Source organism: Lacticaseibacillus parahuelsenbergensis, assembly GCF_030770265.1.
Classification (GTDB): Bacteria; Bacillota; Bacilli; order Lactobacillales; family Lactobacillaceae; genus Lacticaseibacillus; species Lacticaseibacillus casei.
The window spans coordinates 2,394,019-2,409,379 of record NZ_CP132482.1 but is presented as its reverse complement, the minus strand read 5'-3'; the positions used below and the strand labels follow the sequence as shown (position 1 = coordinate 2,409,379).

The following is a 15,361-nucleotide window of genomic DNA, read 5'->3' as shown; positions in this document are numbered from 1 at the left end:
ATAAGGGGGCCTTGCTACGCGTGTTGTTACTCACCATGTCGTTTACCACGGGCGACGTGGTCGCCGTGGGCGAGCATGGCGTCGATCACCGTGATAATGTGAGGATCGTCCAAGCGGTAGTAATTCGCCTTGCCCACTCGCTTGGCGCTGACCAGCTGATGCTTACGCAGGAGTGCCAGCTGATGGGAGACAACCGATTGTTCGAGCCCCAATAAGTCGCCGAGCTTGCTGACGTTGAGTTCCTGCTGTTCGAGTAACTTCAACATCTGTAGTCGGATCGGGTTGCTCAGCAGCTTAAAAATGCGTTCGGCTTCAGCAAGCTTAGCTGATTCGACTAATTTTAACGAGTTGGCAGTCATAAATGTCATCGCTCTTTTCTGAAATGGGTTTGGCGGATTGTTTTTTGAATATAAAACGACCTTAAAGCAAGATGTCTTAACATTCAAGACATGTTACTTTAAGGTCATTTTGATTCGAGGTGGTAATGAACCATGAATTCAATCACGGTCTAATCCCGTTTGTAGGCTTTCCCAACCTTCACTCGCAACAAAGTAAACCAGAATCAAGGCAGCCACTGAATCAGCCCACCACCAATTAAGCAGCCAGGTTAACAAACTGCCAAGCAAAACCGTAGCGGCCATATACGCACAGGTGATGTTGCACATGCCGTCTTCGACTAATGCTGCAGAAGCCAGCTTTTGGCCAAGATGGCGTTTTTTCAACGTCAGAATCGGCATCAACAACACAGAGGCAATGGCAATTCCAATCCCGCTAAAGCTGCTTTCGGCCGCAGCATGGGTCACAAGGTTGAAGCCGGAAACACCGATCACATAAAGACTCAGCAGTAGCAAAACGCTGCCGACCACAAGACTCGAGCGCCGTTCAGCCGCGGCTACAACTGCCGCGGGTGCACTGCTGTTTTCTTTTTTAAGTCGCCAGATTAAGGTTGCTCCCGAAATGATTTCAAGAAAACTATCTAGCCCAAACGCGATTAATAGAATCGAACCGGCTTGAAGACCTGACCATAAACCGATGATGAATTCAAAAGCCATCCAAGCCGTCGAGAAGTATTCAACCCGAATGGCTGCGGTCATATCATGCTTTTCAGTAATGGAAAGTGGCTGCATGCTCATCCCCCCTTGTTTATCTTGATTGCTAACACATGATACATTTAACATATGTATGTGTCAACATATATAACTGATCGAGGGGTTCATCGATGGCCGAAATCGGACAGCTGGTTGGGCACATTAATGTTGCGGAGCGTGGCCTTGATGATGCGTTTCGCGGTCAGCGTGATAGGCTGAGATTAACCCCGAGATGGCATCAAGCGACATGATAATACCCATTAACCACATCGCAGCCATGTTGTGCATGGTAGCAATTAGCACCAGCAACACGACATTGAGGGCCAGCATGAACCAGCCCATTGACTTTGACATTGTTTGCATGTTCATTTCCTCCTTTTTCAAAAAAAGTTCCCCAAACGACGCTGATGGATACGCGCCTAGTTTAGATTAATTCTAAATTGTATTTATGGCAACCCTAAAAAGTGCTAAAATTCAAATTAAGGGGGGGGACCGATGATGAAAACCTATACCGACTATTTCTTTGATGAGCCGGCGTTTGACTTGCACGATGGCGGCTATGTGCCGCTTGAGGTAAGCGATGCGCCAGCCAAACCCTTGAACGTACCGCCTTTGTTGAAGCCTGACAAAGAAACGGCAACTGATGTTTATTACACAGTCACGGCAGAAGCGGGTGAGACGCAACTGTTGCCGGGACCCAAGACCAAGACTTGGGGATACAATGCCAGCTTGTTGGGGCAGACCATTGTCTATCGCCGTGGTCAGCACGTTCACGTCACGCTGAAAAATGCGTTGCCAGAAGTGACAACTTTTCATTGGCATGGGGCTGATGTGAGTGGCCCGTATGTGGACGGCGGTTGCCACGCGCCGGTTTATCCTGGTGAAAGCAAGCAAATTGATTTCACGCTGGATCAACCGGCTACAACGCTGTGGCTGCACGCTCATCCGTGTCCGGAAACGGCGGAGCAGGTATGGCATGGGCTTGCGGCGATGGTCATTGTCAAAGATGACCATGAGGAGCGTCTGCCACTGCCACGGAATTATGGCGTGGATGACATTCCGGTCATTTTGCAGGATCGGCGCTTTCATGAGAATAATCAGTGGGATTACCGCGCTGATTATGATCCTGATGGAGTTGCCGGCCCGACTGTTATGATCAACGGGACGGTTAATCCTTATTTTGACGTGACGACGCAAAAAGTTCGGTTACGCTTTTTGAACGGTGCCAATCGCCGTGAATGGCGTCTGCATTTTTCCGATGATCTGCCATTTACCCAGATTGGCGGGGATGGTTCATTATTGCCCGAACCAGTTTCATTGACCCATTTGATGATGACGTGTGCCGAGCGGGACGAGGTCATCGTTGATTTTGGTCAATATCATGAAGGCGACGAGGTGACCCTGTTCACGGATGACGTGCCAATCTTAAAGTTCCGGATTCATGCATTTAAGCCAGATCACAATCAGTTGCCGGATAAGTTATTTACCGTGAACGCACCGGCAGTGGATCCTGCTTTGCCAATTCGGCACGTGGTCATGCAGGGGATGGATGAAAGTGTCGCCATTGACGGCAAGAAATTTGAAATGCAGCGAATTGACGCTACTCAACCGATTGGCAAGGCCCAGTATTGGGATGTCACCAACAGTAATGAGGCACCGGGTATGGTTCACCCGTTCCATGTGCATGGCACGCAATTTTTGGTTCTGTCACGCAACGGTCACGCACCTTATCCGAATGAGCATGGCTACAAAGATACCATTGGCGTTAACCCAGGTGAAACGGTTCGGCTACTGGTTCGGTTTGATTTGCCCGGCGTTTACATGTATCACTGCCACATCCTCGAGCATGAAGATGGCGGCATGATGGCGCAAATCGAAACGTTTGATCCGAATAAGCCAAAACAGGAATATAAGTTGATGGACATGGATACGTTGATGAAGGCGTTGGCAAAAGAGCGCGGCATCAAGCCATCTGAATTATGGATGGGCGGTATGCAGTCCTATGAAAAAATGGGCATGAAAATGTGAGGCTCCAACCATACTAAATAGAAATCGATGATGTTATGAGTGTTTCAACGATAAGACATCGCGGTGCGTTTGTGGCAACTTTGCTGACAGGAACGTTCTCGATGTCAATTTCGCAGTCTTCTTTGAGTACCGCGTATCCGGCGTTTATGAAGGCATTTGGCTTAGGCGCGGATACGGTCGCGTGGCTGACAACCGGTTTTATGCTGGTGATGACGTTAATGATTCCGGTTAGCCCGTGGCTTTTGCATAACGTTCCGTTTCAACGGTTATTTCAGGCGATTGAACTGATTTTTGCGATCGGGACCGGGCTATGTATCTGGGCGCCGAATTTTACCGTTTTGATGATCGGGCGGTTGCTTGAGGCAGTTGCTGTCGGGATTATTTTTCCTAGCTTCCAGACGGTCTTGTTGACGATTACACCGCATTCGGAACGGGGCAAAGTGATGGGCACCGCCGGCTTGGTAATGGGCTCAGCGTTGGCAGTCGGCCCGATTATTTCCGGGGTACTGCTGACTTGGTTTCCATGGCAGGCACTGTTTTTATTCTTCCTGATCGTGTCGCTGTTGGTGCTGGCAGTTTCGACGGTGACGATTGCTTCGGTGATGCCGATGTCGCCAACCCGATTGGACTGGGTTTCGTTTATTTTGTCTGCCAGTTTTCCAATCCTGTTGTACGCTCTGAGCGCTTGGTCAAAACAAGGCTTACATGCCGGGGTTGTTGGCCTGTTGATTCTAGGCATTTTAGCGGCAGGTATTTTCGTGGTCCGACAGTTAAGCCGGCAGCCACCGATGCTGCAAATGCGCGTGTTTGCGACCGGAATGTTTACTAAAGCGGTGTTCTTAACCGGCATTTCCTATATCGGGTTAATTGTCACGACAATTCTAATGCCGCTTTACTTTCAGACGCTGTTAGGCTTATCGCCACTGGTTTCGGGACTGTCCTTGGTTCCGGCAGCGGTTTTGTTGAGTCTGCTTAACCCGGTTAGCGGTCGGTTGCTTGATCGCTTTGGGCCGCGACTGGTTGCGATGATCGGGATGGTTCTGATTACCGGCGGCTTTGGCTTGCTGGCTATTTTTGCCCGCCATCTACCGTTAATCGGCGCTATCGTGCTGGCGATGGCGACGGAAGCCGGTAATGCGTTTGTGATGATGCCATCAGTGACAGCTGGTGCAAACGCCTTGCCGAATGACTTGGTGGCGGATGGCACCGCCGTCACCACGACCGCCCGGCAGCTGTTCGGTTCGGCAGGCGTCATGTTTGCAACGGTCCTGCTGGCTAACATGCAAACGACGCTGCACAGCAATGCTGGCGGGTTCGTTGTCACCTTTGCTGTCTTTGCCGGTGTGGGACTCATCGGCTTGTTACTGGCGTTGACGTTGCCGAAAACGGTCGCAAAGGCGCAATAAGACGACAAAGACGGCTTCCTTTCACGAGGGTAACATCCCTGCGCAAGAAAGCCGTCTTTACGTATTGTAAAACCTAGACTTAAAAACATTTTCATACCTGTATGAACAAAACGCCGCCTAACCCGAAAAAGTTAGGCGGCGTTTTGTTGCAACTAAGCTGCTTGACTGAATGACTTAGCCGCAGTGATCAGGAGAGAAGCCGTGATGCGACTAGGAAAGGAGGTAACGCGGTTGCTTCAGTCAACAAAAACCAACTCGATTTCCGCGTCGGCCGGTTTAATATTGACTGACAAATGACGGTTGAGGTCGGCAACCAGTTTGCGTGCAAATGCCATTTTTTCATCGAAATCAGTCATATGCGAGGTGAAAGGAACGCTTTGATAATCGAAATTTTCACCGATGAACGCCGGATCAGTCACATAACGCAAATTATTTTGGTCATGCCGACTGCCTGGCCTTAAAACGGTATCCAAATACTGATACAAAATCGTTGGCTCGTAGTTCAGCGATTTATCAAGGGTCGTGGTAATCTTATAGCCACTTGCTTCACCAGCAAATTCTTCGTTAATTTGGACTTGCGTGAGACCTTGGTACAATTTCAAAACGATCAGCTCCTCTTCTTTTCACCTACAGTATACCAGCTGTATTTTTATTTAAAAGGCCGAATTTAGGATTGCCTGAAATATTTTTCGGCAACACGATGCGGATGTGCTCAACCTCGTCACTGGCACTGAAAAGAAAGAAACACTCAAAAAACCCGCTAAGTCGGGGGATAATTAACCAACTCGGCGGGTTTTCTGAATACGCATAAGGTTTGTTAGGGAAACCTTACTTATATTATTACCATTGTTATCGCAAAAAGAAAAGAAAAAGTTTAGGGCGTCCGAACATTATTCATTGGTTTTGGAAACAGAAGGGAAGGTACCATGTCCGTGCAGCCGGTCCCATCGGATGCGAATGATTTTATCGATTTCCGTGACGATCAGGATAATGGATCCCGCCGCAACTGCCAAGCCCCATTCCCGCCAAGACATAGGCGCGGTTTGGAAAATATCCTGCATAAACGGTACGTAAGTCAAGAAGCATTGGAGAGCCAACATGACCGCGATGATGACAAACGCCATAGGGTTACTGAAGAAGTTCTTGGAAAGCGCCAAGGTGTTGGTGCGGATGTTGAAGAGGTAGAAGATTTTACCTAAGACAATCATGTTGACCATCATGGTGCTGGCAGTTACGCGGTCGGTCAAATGGTTGGCAGTCAACCAATCAAACGCCCACAGTCCGATACCAGCGATCATCATGGCGACATACGCAATCTGGAAAACATCGTGCTTGTGCATCATCGAAGCGTTCTTCTTTCGCGGCGGACGATCCATCGTGCCGGCTTCGGCGGGTTCGAAGATGAAGGCAAACTGGATGGTAATCGCGCTGACCATGTTAATCCACAATAGTTGGCTGGCACGCAATGGCATGGCTTGTTGCGTCAGAATGGTGAACACGATCACCAAGCCTTCAGCAAACGATGTCGGCAGCAGGAACAAAATACTTTTCTTGATATTTTGGTAAATCCGGCGGCCTTGAGCAATCGCCGTTTCCATGCGGGCAAAGCGATCATCGGTCAAAACCATGTCGGCCGCATCTTTGGCGACATCGGTTCCGGATTGGCCCATAGCAACGCCGACATCTGACTTTTTGAGGGCCGGTGCATCATTGACGCCGTCGCCAACCATGGCGGTGACGTTGCCGGCATCTTGTAAGGCGGTCACAATCGTTAGTTTATCTTTTGGCGTGGTTCGCGCAAAAACATCGGTGTCCAGAATGGCTTGTTGCCGCTGTTCATCTGATAGTGCGGCTAACTGAGCGCCAGTCATGGCTTTTGGAGAATCGGCCATATCCAGTTTCTGTGCAATTGCCAGCGCCGTTTCTGGATGATCGCCGGTAATCATTTTGACTTTAACGCCAGCACGCCGCATTTGTTTGATCGCGGAGATGACCGATTCACGCGGCGGATCAATGATCGCGGTGAGCCCCAGAAAATCGAGCCCTTGGTTTAATAGCGCTGGCGTAATTTCGGTTGTGTCAGGCGCGACGATACTTTCGGCAACGGCAATGACACGCTGGCCTTGGACACTGAACTGACTGGTTAACTTTAAATAATGGTCGGTGTCAAAATCCGGATGAGCAATTGCCACTAAGGGCAGCAGCTTGTCTGGGGATCCTTTAACGAATAAGCGGGTTTTCCCGTCAGCACATTTCGTCAACTTGGCCATATAGCGATTGTTGGAATCAAACGGCATTAAATCGCGTTCAGTATTGTCCGGATCCTTTTCAAAGACTTTGTAATAGGCAGTGAGAAAAGCGCCATCAGTAGGCTCGCCGTTGATCACATACCGGCCGTCTTCTTGATGCAGCTCGGTGTCGTTCGCTTCAAAACCGGCCGTCAACAAAGCAATTAAATCCGGATGGGCGGTCGGCTGAATCGTTTTGCCTGCAAGGGTAAAGGTTCCTTTCGGCGTGTAACCCGAACCACTGACCTCATAGGTAGCCTTTGGCGTGACAACGGTGGTAATGGTCATCTCGTTTTTGGTCAGCGTACCGGTCTTGTCAGTACAGATGACATCAACGGAGCCTAAAGTTTCGGCAGCCGGTAACGTTTTGACGATGACGTGCTGCTTTTTGGCCATGTTGGAAACACCCATGGCCAAGATAACAGAAGTGGTGGCCGGCAAGCCTTCTGGCATCGAGCCGACGACCATCGTGACAATGGCGAGTGCCAACACAGGCAGGCTGTACTTGCCGATGATCAGGCCGAAAATGAAGAGCAGAACCGCCGCAGCGATGATCGCATATGAAATGCCTTTCCCGATGCCATCAATTTCACGCATCATCGGGGAGCGGCCTTTGCGAACGTCAGAAACGGCTTGGGAAATTTTACCGAATTCCGTGTCGTGGCCAGTGGCGACCACGATCCCGATGCCGCTACCACCTGCAACGGCTGTCGAAGCAAAAGCCATATTGCTTTGATCGGCAAGCGGCGTATCAGCCGGCAGCGTGGCAGTGGTCTTAATGACAGAATTGGCCTCACCGGTCAAGACGGCTTCTTGAATGGTGAGGTTGTCTATATCAACGAGGCGCAAGTCGGCAGGTACATTGTCGCCGGCTTCTAAGAACACAACATCGCCAACCACTAAATCCGCACTGGGGATGTCGAGACGCTCACCATCCCGATAGACAGTGGCTTCAGGTGCCAGCATTTTTTTGATTTTCTCAAGCGAATCGCTGGCATTGCTTTCCTGATAGTAGCCAATGATCGCGTTGACGATAATCACCAAAACAATGACCGAAGTATCGGTAACATCGCCAATAACCGTGGTCAAAATCGCGGCAATGATCAGAATATAAATGATCAGGTTGTTGAACTGCCGAAGAAAAATCAGCCATTTGGGCGTCGGATGCGATTCAATGGCATTTGGGCCATTGGCTTTTAAACGTTCAGCGGCCTCGGCTTTAGAGAGACCGTGGTCAAGGGATGGGACCTGCAACTGCTGCTGCAGATCCTTGATACTGTGTGCCGTGGCGGGCGGTTGCGCGTCAGGAACTTCTTCCATACGTAATTCCTCATTTCGTGATATAAATTTTCTGTTACTATCCTTATCATATGGGATGCCTAAACCTGATGCAATAAATTTGTATAACTGATTTAATACGCAGGAAAATTTTCGCATTTTTCAAATTTTAAAAAAGGGTCACGGTGAAATTGAAAAAAGTTTTCTGAAAGCAAGCTGGGCAAGGAAAAGCCGTGGAATGCCCATAAATCGGCATTCTTGAGGTAGCATTATTAAATTAACTAATCACAATTTGTTCACTGAAAATACAAATTATTTTCATGAAACGGTTGACGATATCAGCTTCAAGGCATATTCTATTAGAGGATTAAGTTAGGGAGACCTAAAAGGCCTTGTTCCCCAGGGACTTAACTTTTTTCAGAGCGTGAACCAGCCCGGTTAGAAACCGGAGTGTAAGTGGCCTTTGGCTTAAATGGCTGGGCTTTGGCCATTTAAGCCAAAGGTCCTTACACGGAGGTTTCTGGGCTGGTGAACGCGTTTTAAAGAAGAGAGCGTGAACTGGCGCGGTTAGAAGCTGGAGTGTAAGTGCCCTCAACCGCAATGACCCGGGGCTTAGGCCATCGCGGTCAAGGTCCTTACATGGAGGTTTCTACGCCAGTGAACGCGTCTACAAAAAGCACTTACCGGCGCAATCTCCTGCACCAGCAAGCGACTTCAAGAGGGGGAGACATATTGTGAGTGATGATCACAAGAAGAAACATTCCATGAAGCTCATCCAATACGCGAATGGGCCATCATTGGAAGAAATTAACGGTACTGTCGAGGTACCGCACGGGAAAGGCTTTTGGCGCACGCTATTTGCTTATTCCGGGCCAGGGGCGCTGGTTGCCGTTGGTTACATGGATCCAGGTAATTGGTCCACTTCCATTACCGGGGGACAAAACTTTCAGTACCTATTGATTTCCGTTATCCTAATGTCAAGTTTGATTGCGATGTTGCTGCAATACATGGCAGCTAAACTTGGCATTGTGAGTCAAATGGATCTTGCCCAGGCGATTCGGGCAAGAACTTCGAAGACATTAGGGATTGTCTTATGGATTCTGACAGAGTTAGCGATCATGGCGACTGATATTGCTGAAGTTATCGGTGCCGCCATCGCGCTTTATCTTTTGTTCCACATTCCGCTAGTCATTTCGGTGCTGATTACGGTGCTCGATGTCTTGGTATTACTGTTACTGACCAAGATTGGGTTCCGCAAAATCGAAGCCATTGTTGTTGCACTTATTCTTGTCATCCTGTTCGTGTTCATCTATCAAGTTGCCTTATCGGATCCGAACATGGGGGCATTGTTAAAAGGTTTCATTCCGACAAGCGAAACTTTCGCCAACTCACCTTCAGTGAATGGCATGAGTCCAATTCAAGGGGCGTTGGGAATCATTGGTGCGACGGTTATGCCGCATAACCTATACCTGCACAGCGCGATTTCCCAGACACGGAAAATCGATCACCACGACCCAGATGATGTGGCCCAAGCGGTTAAGTTCTCCGCATGGGATTCCAATATCCAGTTATCATTTGCGTTCGTTGTTAACTGCTTGCTGCTGGTCATGGGGGTTGCGGTCTTCAAGAGCGGTGCGGTTAAAGATCCTTCCTTCTTCGGTTTGTTTGAAGCATTATCAGATTCCTCGACCCTTAGCAATGGGGTTCTGATTGCCGTTGCCAAGTCCGGTATTTTGTCCATCCTGTTTGCGGTTGCACTGTTGGCATCAGGTCAAAATTCAACCATTACCGGTACGTTAACTGGGCAGGTTATCATGGAAGGCTTCATTCACATGAAGATGCCGTTGTGGGCACGCCGTCTGGTTACCCGGATTATCTCCGTCATTCCGGTTATTGTCTGCGTTATGTTGACTGCCAGAGAAACACCGATTCAGCAACATGAGGCACTCAATACATTGATGAATAACTCGCAGGTCTTCCTGGCCTTCGCGCTACCGTTCTCAATGTTGCCACTGTTAATGTTTACCAATAGTAAAGTCGAAATGGGTGATCGGTTTAAGAACACTGGCTGGGTCAAAGTGCTTGGCTGGATCTCCGTTCTCGGCTTGACCTATCTGAACCTTAAAGGCCTGCCAGATTCAATCGCCGGATTCTTCGGTGACCATCCAACGGCTACGCAAACTACCATTGCGAACGACATCGCGTATGCTCTGATTGTTGCGGTGCTTGCTTTGTTAGCTTGGACTGTCTGGGATCTTTACAAAGGGAACAAGCGCTACGAAGCGCATCTGGAAGCTGTAGCCGATGCAAAAGAGGCGAAGGCAAGTGATGACGTACAATAATCTCGTTGCATCTTTGGTGATGAGTTGCGATGGAATTGAAGAGTCAGTAGGTTACGATCCGTGGCTATTTGCCATTCTCGGATTGGAACATACGCGAACCCAAGTCCATGCGCATGAACGTGTTTAATCGACCTGATCATGGCACTTGATCGTCATGGTTAAAGCCCGGCCATTTCGCTCAAGGCCCACACACTCCAAATCCTAATTGGGTGGGTTGATACGTTAACGCCAAAAGATCGTTGAGATAGTTGTTAAGCATTGTTGTATATTCAAAAAGCCGCCTTGATCTGCTCAACGTGATCAGGGCGGCTTTTTGAATGATGCAGGATGAAAGTGGGGATGGAATGGAATCGTCGAAAGAATTAGGGAATGATGTTGAAACAGACGAAGGGACAGCTATGTTGTCGCAACACGCAACGGATTTGCTGATTGGGTTGATGTATGCTGATCATCTCGATGTGGAGAGTAGTTACGAACAGCGTACGATTTTTCGTGGTGGCAAGGATTTTTTTGCTACCTTTGCGCCACTGACAGGGATCAAAAATCGCACCACCTTAAAAAGAGCGCGGTGGGAGCTTCAGGCTTGTGGGGCGTTGCTTTCGGATCAACAGCAAACTCACAAGCACTACCACTTAGCGCAAACGCCTTGGCAGATTTTCAAGCAATTTAACGGCATCATGGCGTCACCGGTGCGGGCCAGCCGAACCTATGATGCTGGCACGTTTGCCGAATTATTGAAGTTGAGCGGGGTGGATCGCAAGAATTTTCCGCTTCATACAGAAGGCGTGGTCATGCTGCAAGCCGCAACATTCGGCAGTGACCAGCCGCTCATGTACGCCGTTTCGCAATTAGCTTATGACCGCTTGTTGAAAGCCGAATTAGCGCTCAAAATTGCGGGTTCAACGCCGGATTATCCTGATCGCCGCGTGGTTAGCATTCAGACCTGGTCAACCGACCCAGCCTTGGTTAGCCGCTGGTTGCACGCCGGAATGCCAACGCCGCAAGCTGATCCGCTTCATTATTATTTATCGGTTTTATCCTCGTCCTCCGTTGAATTAAAAAAAGATGCCGCCCAGCTCGTTGCGGCACTATTACACTGAAATTATTTGTAAAAGTACGCCTGAAGTCTGGAAAAATCAGCTTCTGCGGCGCACTTTTTTGCTTACTAGGGTTCGCTTGGTGGGCGGATCGTGTAAAATAGGACTATCAATCTCGCGACAGGCATGGTGGCGATGCAGACGGAGGCAAGGATGACAAAAACACGCACCGAATCAGATACACTAGGACCAGTTGAAATTCCAGAGACTGCTTTGTGGGGGCCGCAAACCGAGCGTAGCAGGCACAATTTTCAGGCGGGTCCGCTGATGCCGCTGGCGGTGATCAAAGCGTTGCTGCAAATCAAAAAAGCGGCAGCACGCGCCAATGTGGCGGCCGACGTTTTGCCTGCGCCTAAGGGTCAACTCATTACCCGCGCGGTGGATACGCTACTGGCCTTGCCGGATAGCCAGTTACGTCAGGACTTTCCGTTGCATGTTTACCAAACCGGTTCCGGTACGCAGACGAATATGAATGTGAATGAGGTTGTCAGTCATCAGGCAGCAAAGCTCAATCCCGATTTGCCGATTTTGCCTAACGACGATGTGAATCGCAGCCAAAGTTCCAACGATACCTTTCCAACGGCCATGAACATCACGGCAGCCTTGGCTGTGGATGAATTGCTGAAGGCAGTCGCAGAATTACACGCAGTTTTGCAAACTAAGGCCACCGAATATGCCAAGACAGTCAAAATCGGCCGCACCCATTTGCAAGATGCAACGCCAATGACGTTTGGCCAGGAAGTCAGTGGGTGGGCGGCCATGCTGGACCATGATCAGGCGGCAATCAAGCAGTTGCAGCCGACTCTTTTTCGGCTAGCCATTGGCGGAACCGCGGTGGGAACGGGACTAAATGCAGCGCCAAACTTTGGGCGAATCGTTGCTGGCCGGTTGAGCGATGTTTATGGGTTGCCGTTGACAGCGCAGACCAATAAGTTTGCGGCTTTGGCGGCGCATTCCGAAATCAGTCTGGTTCATGGCGGCATCAGAACTTTGGCTGCTGACTTGTTGAAAATTGCTAACGACATTCGGTTTCTGGCCAGCGGTCCGCGTGCAGGCTATGGGGAGCTGACCATTCCGGCCAATGAACCAGGCAGCTCGATCATGCCAGGCAAGGTGAATCCAACCCAGGCCGAGGCGTTGACCATGGCGGCTGTGCGCGTGTTGGGCAACGACGCCACCATTGCCGTCGCGGCTTCCCAAGGTAACTTCGAACTGAATGTTTATAAACCGGTGATCATCAGCACTTTCCTTGAATCAACCACGCTGCTCACCCAAACCGTGACGAGTTTTACGACCAAGCTGGTAGCTCAGCTAGCCGTGAATGCGCCACGAATGAAAGCACTGGTGGCGCACTCGCTGATGACAGTAACGGCCCTCACGCCGCACATTGGGTATGAAAAAAGCGCTGAAATTGCGCAGCTAGCTGAACGTGAAGGAACCGACCTCAAAGCCGCCGCGCTTAAATCCGGCTATGTCACTAGCGACCAGTTCGATGCTTGGGTGGATCCTGCTAAAATGACCGGCATCTGACACGCGTCATGACGATTGCAACGATTACTAGCGGCACATATGGAGGACAATATGAAAAATCAAAAAATGGGTTGCGCCGGTCTTTTTGCCATTCTGGTTGTCATCGCCATTCTGATTCAATTTTGGTACATTGTTTTAGCCGTTGTCGTCTTGGGCGTTGCGCTTTACTTGTACTACCACCGCAAGCAGCAGGAAGCGGCAGCCCAGGCAGCCAAAACGGCCCAGGAACAAGCAGATGAGCAGGCAACGATCGCTAAGCTGAAAGCGTATAAGGACCTGCTCGACACTGGGGCGATTACGCAAGACGAATACAACAAGAAAAAAGCCGAGCTATTACGGCTCGACTCGCATGATGAACTTAAATTTTAAATTGCAACGGCTTAGTGGTCGTCAGCTAGTGCGGTGGTCAAAGGAACACCCTTGGCGCCGCCGGAAATACTTTCGATGAAGTCAAGGAAAGTCGGGGCAATCCCTAACTCATCGAGATCTTCAGGGGCGATCTGGTAACGGATCGCTTTTTCGTCGTGGGCCAGTACCTTTTGGACCCAGTGTGGCTCGCGGATCAGCTCGTGGCCGATAGCGACAAGGTCAAATGCTTGCGCAGCTTTTTCGGCATCAGCAGGGGTTTTGACATCGCCGACCACGATGATCGGGAAGGCGCCGGCAACGTGATCCCGAATGACTTCGTTCACAATTGCGGGGTAATTCGGCTGACGCAGCGAAGTTCGCCAGACATCGGATTGTGAAACATGCAGATAATCAATCTTGGTGGTTTTCAAGGCGTCAATAAGGGCGAGCGTATCATCCAACGTAATGCCCGGCTCTTCCAATTCCTCGGGTGAAATCCGGTAGCCCAGCAAAAATGGCCGATCAGCGGTTGCCGCAATCACTTTTTCGGCTTCATGAACAACAGCCAACGGGAAGCGCATCCGCTTGTCCCGATTGCCGCCCCATTCATCGGTTCGGCGGTTAGAGTGCGGGGAAAAGAATTGCTGAATCAGATACGTGTTGGCACCATGCAATTCCACGCCATCAAATCCGGCGAGAATCGCGCGCCGCACCGCCTGACCAAAATCATGAATCGTTGCTTCGATCTCGGCAGTCGTGAGTGCGCGCGGCGTTTCATAACCGGGACGTGGGGCGGCGACGGCACTGGCGCTGACCGGTTGCTCGCCGCGCAAAATCTTGCTGCTGCTCATGCGGCCGGCACTGAAAATCTGCGGAACCGCCTTGGTGCCACCGGTTTTCATGGCAGCGGCCAGTTTACTGAGACCGGGAATGAACCGATCGTCCGCAACACTTAATTCGCCTTCAAAGCCTTTACCCAGCGGATTAACGTTGGCGGTTCCGGTAATAAAAAGCCCCACACCGCCAGCACGTTCTTGGTAGTAGCGAATTTCATCACTGGTGACCGTGCCATCTTCAAACGACAGACGCGTGGTCATCGGTGGGATCACAATCCGATTTTTCAACTGAATTGCTTGATGTTTAAAAGTGAATGGTTTCAAAAAAGAATACTCTGACATGTGAAACTCCTTTTGCAAAAGACAAGGGTACGGTTTACCGCTGTTGGGTAACTGGGCGCATCAGAACCTCATTAACGGCAACGTTGGCTGGTTGATCGATGGCATACAAGACGGCATTGGCGACATCGGTTGCACTGAGGCCGTTATTCTTTTCATCGGACTCAACTGCTTCGCGCCGTTTAGGATCACTGATGGTGCTGAACAGCTCGGTGTTAACAGCACCTGGGGAGATCATCGTCGTTTTGATATGGTTGGCAGCCTGTTCTTGCCGCAAGCCATCCATAATTGCCTGAATGGCCCACTTGGTTCCGGAATAAACTGCGGTGCCGGGATGAACGATGTGGCCGGCAACCGAATCAGTCGTAATAATCTGCCCGCTATGCTGAGCGATCATATGTGGCAAGACGGCGGCGATCCCGTAAAGGACGCCTTTGATGTTGACGTCGATCATCCGCTCCCATTCGTTGACCTTCAACTCAGAAAGTTCCGACAGCGGCATGAGGCCGGCGTTGTTATACAGCACATCAACGTGGCCGAAGGTGTTAATGGCCAAATCAACTAAGGCTTTAACTTGTTGCTGATCGGTGACATCGGTTGCTTGATAACGAACCTGATCGCCAAAAGGCTTAGCCAATTCGGCGAGCCGCTCCGTGCGCCGTGCCCCAATCACCAATTTGGCACCGGCTTGCGCCAATACTTGCGTGGTCGCGGCACCAATGCCGCTGGATGCACCGGTAATAACAACGACTTTATCTTTAACAGTCATGAAAATTGACCT

At 50.0% G+C, this 15,361-nt stretch carries 14 protein-coding genes; 7 read left to right on the top strand and 7 right to left on the bottom strand.

Translation table 11 applies throughout. From position 1 onward, the window contains the following. Positions 1-26: 26 nt before the first annotated feature. From LACPH_RS11245 to LACPH_RS11235, 3 genes are all read right to left on the bottom strand, one after another. A complete protein-coding gene (locus LACPH_RS11245; RefSeq protein ID WP_306387712.1) occupies positions 27-359 on the bottom strand; it encodes an ArsR/SmtB family transcription factor in 333 nt (110 codons plus the stop codon). A 138-nt stretch (positions 360-497) separates the two neighbouring features. Continuing rightward, entirely contained in the window at positions 498-1,127 is a 630-nt protein-coding gene (locus tag LACPH_RS11240) for a cation efflux transmembrane domain-containing protein (RefSeq protein ID WP_306386971.1), read from the bottom strand. A 123-nt stretch (positions 1,128-1,250) separates the two neighbouring features. After that, positions 1,251-1,451, bottom strand: a complete 201-nt coding sequence (locus tag LACPH_RS11235; protein ID WP_010492431.1) for a hypothetical protein — start codon at positions 1,449-1,451, stop codon at positions 1,251-1,253. Positions 1,452-1,586: 135 nt separating this feature from the next. Here LACPH_RS11235 and LACPH_RS11230 point away from each other — a divergent pair, with 135 nt between their 5' ends. Beyond that, positions 1,587-3,116 (top strand): multicopper oxidase family protein, encoded by a 1,530-nt coding sequence (locus LACPH_RS11230; RefSeq protein WP_306387711.1) that lies wholly within the window; start codon positions 1,587-1,589, stop codon positions 3,114-3,116. A gap of 35 nt (positions 3,117-3,151) precedes the next feature. Continuing rightward, positions 3,152-4,522 (top strand): MFS transporter, encoded by a 1,371-nt coding sequence (locus LACPH_RS11225; RefSeq protein ID WP_306386970.1) that lies wholly within the window; start codon positions 3,152-3,154, stop codon positions 4,520-4,522. Between the two features lie 236 nt (positions 4,523-4,758). Here the strand turns inward: LACPH_RS11225 and LACPH_RS11220 are convergent, their stop codons facing one another. Beyond that, positions 4,759-5,124, bottom strand: coding sequence for a hypothetical protein (locus LACPH_RS11220; protein WP_306386969.1), 366 nt, complete (start codon positions 5,122-5,124; stop codon positions 4,759-4,761). 288 nt (positions 5,125-5,412) lie between these two features. Next, positions 5,413-8,130, bottom strand: coding sequence for an HAD-IC family P-type ATPase (locus LACPH_RS11215; RefSeq protein ID WP_306386968.1), 2,718 nt, complete (start codon positions 8,128-8,130; stop codon positions 5,413-5,415). A 692-nt stretch (positions 8,131-8,822) separates the two neighbouring features. Here LACPH_RS11215 and LACPH_RS11210 point away from each other — a divergent pair. The 5 genes from LACPH_RS11210 to LACPH_RS11190 all read left to right on the top strand — a co-directional run bounded on the left by LACPH_RS11210 (position 8,823) and on the right by LACPH_RS11190 (position 13,426). Further along, positions 8,823-10,430, top strand: a complete 1,608-nt coding sequence (locus tag LACPH_RS11210; protein ID WP_049171922.1) for an Nramp family divalent metal transporter — start codon at positions 8,823-8,825, stop codon at positions 10,428-10,430. After that, entirely contained in the window at positions 10,417-10,557 is a 141-nt protein-coding gene (locus LACPH_RS11205; RefSeq protein ID WP_306387720.1) for a hypothetical protein, read from the top strand. The genes LACPH_RS11210 and LACPH_RS11205 overlap by 14 nt, the downstream gene beginning before the upstream one ends. A 217-nt stretch (positions 10,558-10,774) precedes the next feature. After that, the gene (locus tag LACPH_RS11200) at positions 10,775-11,530 is read left to right on the top strand and encodes a hypothetical protein (RefSeq protein ID WP_306386967.1); all 756 of its coding nucleotides are present in this window, start codon (positions 10,775-10,777) and stop codon (positions 11,528-11,530) included. A gap of 150 nt (positions 11,531-11,680) precedes the next feature. Beyond that, positions 11,681-13,057 carry a class II fumarate hydratase gene (locus LACPH_RS11195; RefSeq protein WP_306386966.1) on the top strand — a complete coding sequence of 459 codons (1,377 nt, stop codon included), beginning with the start codon at positions 11,681-11,683 and terminating at the stop codon, positions 13,055-13,057. Positions 13,058-13,108: 51 nt separating this feature from the next. Beyond that, entirely contained in the window at positions 13,109-13,426 is a 318-nt protein-coding gene (locus LACPH_RS11190) for an SHOCT domain-containing protein (RefSeq protein WP_306386965.1), read from the top strand. Positions 13,427-13,437: 11 nt separating this feature from the next. Here LACPH_RS11190 and LACPH_RS11185 read toward each other — a convergent pair whose 3' ends face one another. Both LACPH_RS11185 and LACPH_RS11180 read right to left on the bottom strand, forming a co-directional pair. Further along, on the bottom strand, positions 13,438-14,583 hold the full coding sequence (locus tag LACPH_RS11185) for an NADH-dependent flavin oxidoreductase (protein ID WP_306386964.1): 1,146 nt from the start codon (positions 14,581-14,583) through the stop codon (positions 13,438-13,440). Between the two features lie 34 nt (positions 14,584-14,617). Continuing rightward, the gene (locus tag LACPH_RS11180) at positions 14,618-15,349 is read right to left on the bottom strand and encodes an SDR family oxidoreductase (RefSeq protein WP_047105472.1); all 732 of its coding nucleotides are present in this window, start codon (positions 15,347-15,349) and stop codon (positions 14,618-14,620) included. Positions 15,350-15,361: the final 12 nt, after the last annotated feature.

What these genes read in the sequence shown, in the direction of transcription:
- LACPH_RS11245 (WP_306387712.1), bottom strand. Translation starts at nt 359, where the DNA reads ATGACTGCCAACTCGTTAAAATTAGTCGAATCAGCTAAGCTTGCTGAA.
- LACPH_RS11240 (WP_306386971.1), bottom strand. Translation starts at nt 1,127, where the DNA reads ATGCAGCCACTTTCCATTACTGAAAAGCATGATATGACCGCAGCCATT.
- LACPH_RS11235 (WP_010492431.1), bottom strand. Translation starts at nt 1,451, where the DNA reads ATGCAAACAATGTCAAAGTCAATGGGCTGGTTCATGCTGGCCCTCAAT.
- LACPH_RS11230 (WP_306387711.1), top strand. Translation starts at nt 1,587, where the DNA reads ATGAAAACCTATACCGACTATTTCTTTGATGAGCCGGCGTTTGACTTG.
- LACPH_RS11225 (WP_306386970.1), top strand. Translation starts at nt 3,152, where the DNA reads ATGAGTGTTTCAACGATAAGACATCGCGGTGCGTTTGTGGCAACTTTG.
- LACPH_RS11215 (WP_306386968.1), bottom strand. Translation starts at nt 8,130, where the DNA reads ATGGAAGAAGTTCCTGACGCGCAACCGCCCGCCACGGCACACAGTATC.
- LACPH_RS11205 (WP_306387720.1), top strand. Translation starts at nt 10,417, where the DNA reads ATGACGTACAATAATCTCGTTGCATCTTTGGTGATGAGTTGCGATGGA.
- LACPH_RS11200 (WP_306386967.1), top strand. Translation starts at nt 10,775, where the DNA reads ATGGAATCGTCGAAAGAATTAGGGAATGATGTTGAAACAGACGAAGGG.
- LACPH_RS11195 (WP_306386966.1), top strand. Translation starts at nt 11,681, where the DNA reads ATGACAAAAACACGCACCGAATCAGATACACTAGGACCAGTTGAAATT.
- LACPH_RS11190 (WP_306386965.1), top strand. Translation starts at nt 13,109, where the DNA reads ATGAAAAATCAAAAAATGGGTTGCGCCGGTCTTTTTGCCATTCTGGTT.
- LACPH_RS11185 (WP_306386964.1), bottom strand. Translation starts at nt 14,583, where the DNA reads ATGTCAGAGTATTCTTTTTTGAAACCATTCACTTTTAAACATCAAGCA.
- LACPH_RS11180 (WP_047105472.1), bottom strand. Translation starts at nt 15,349, where the DNA reads ATGACTGTTAAAGATAAAGTCGTTGTTATTACCGGTGCATCCAGCGGC.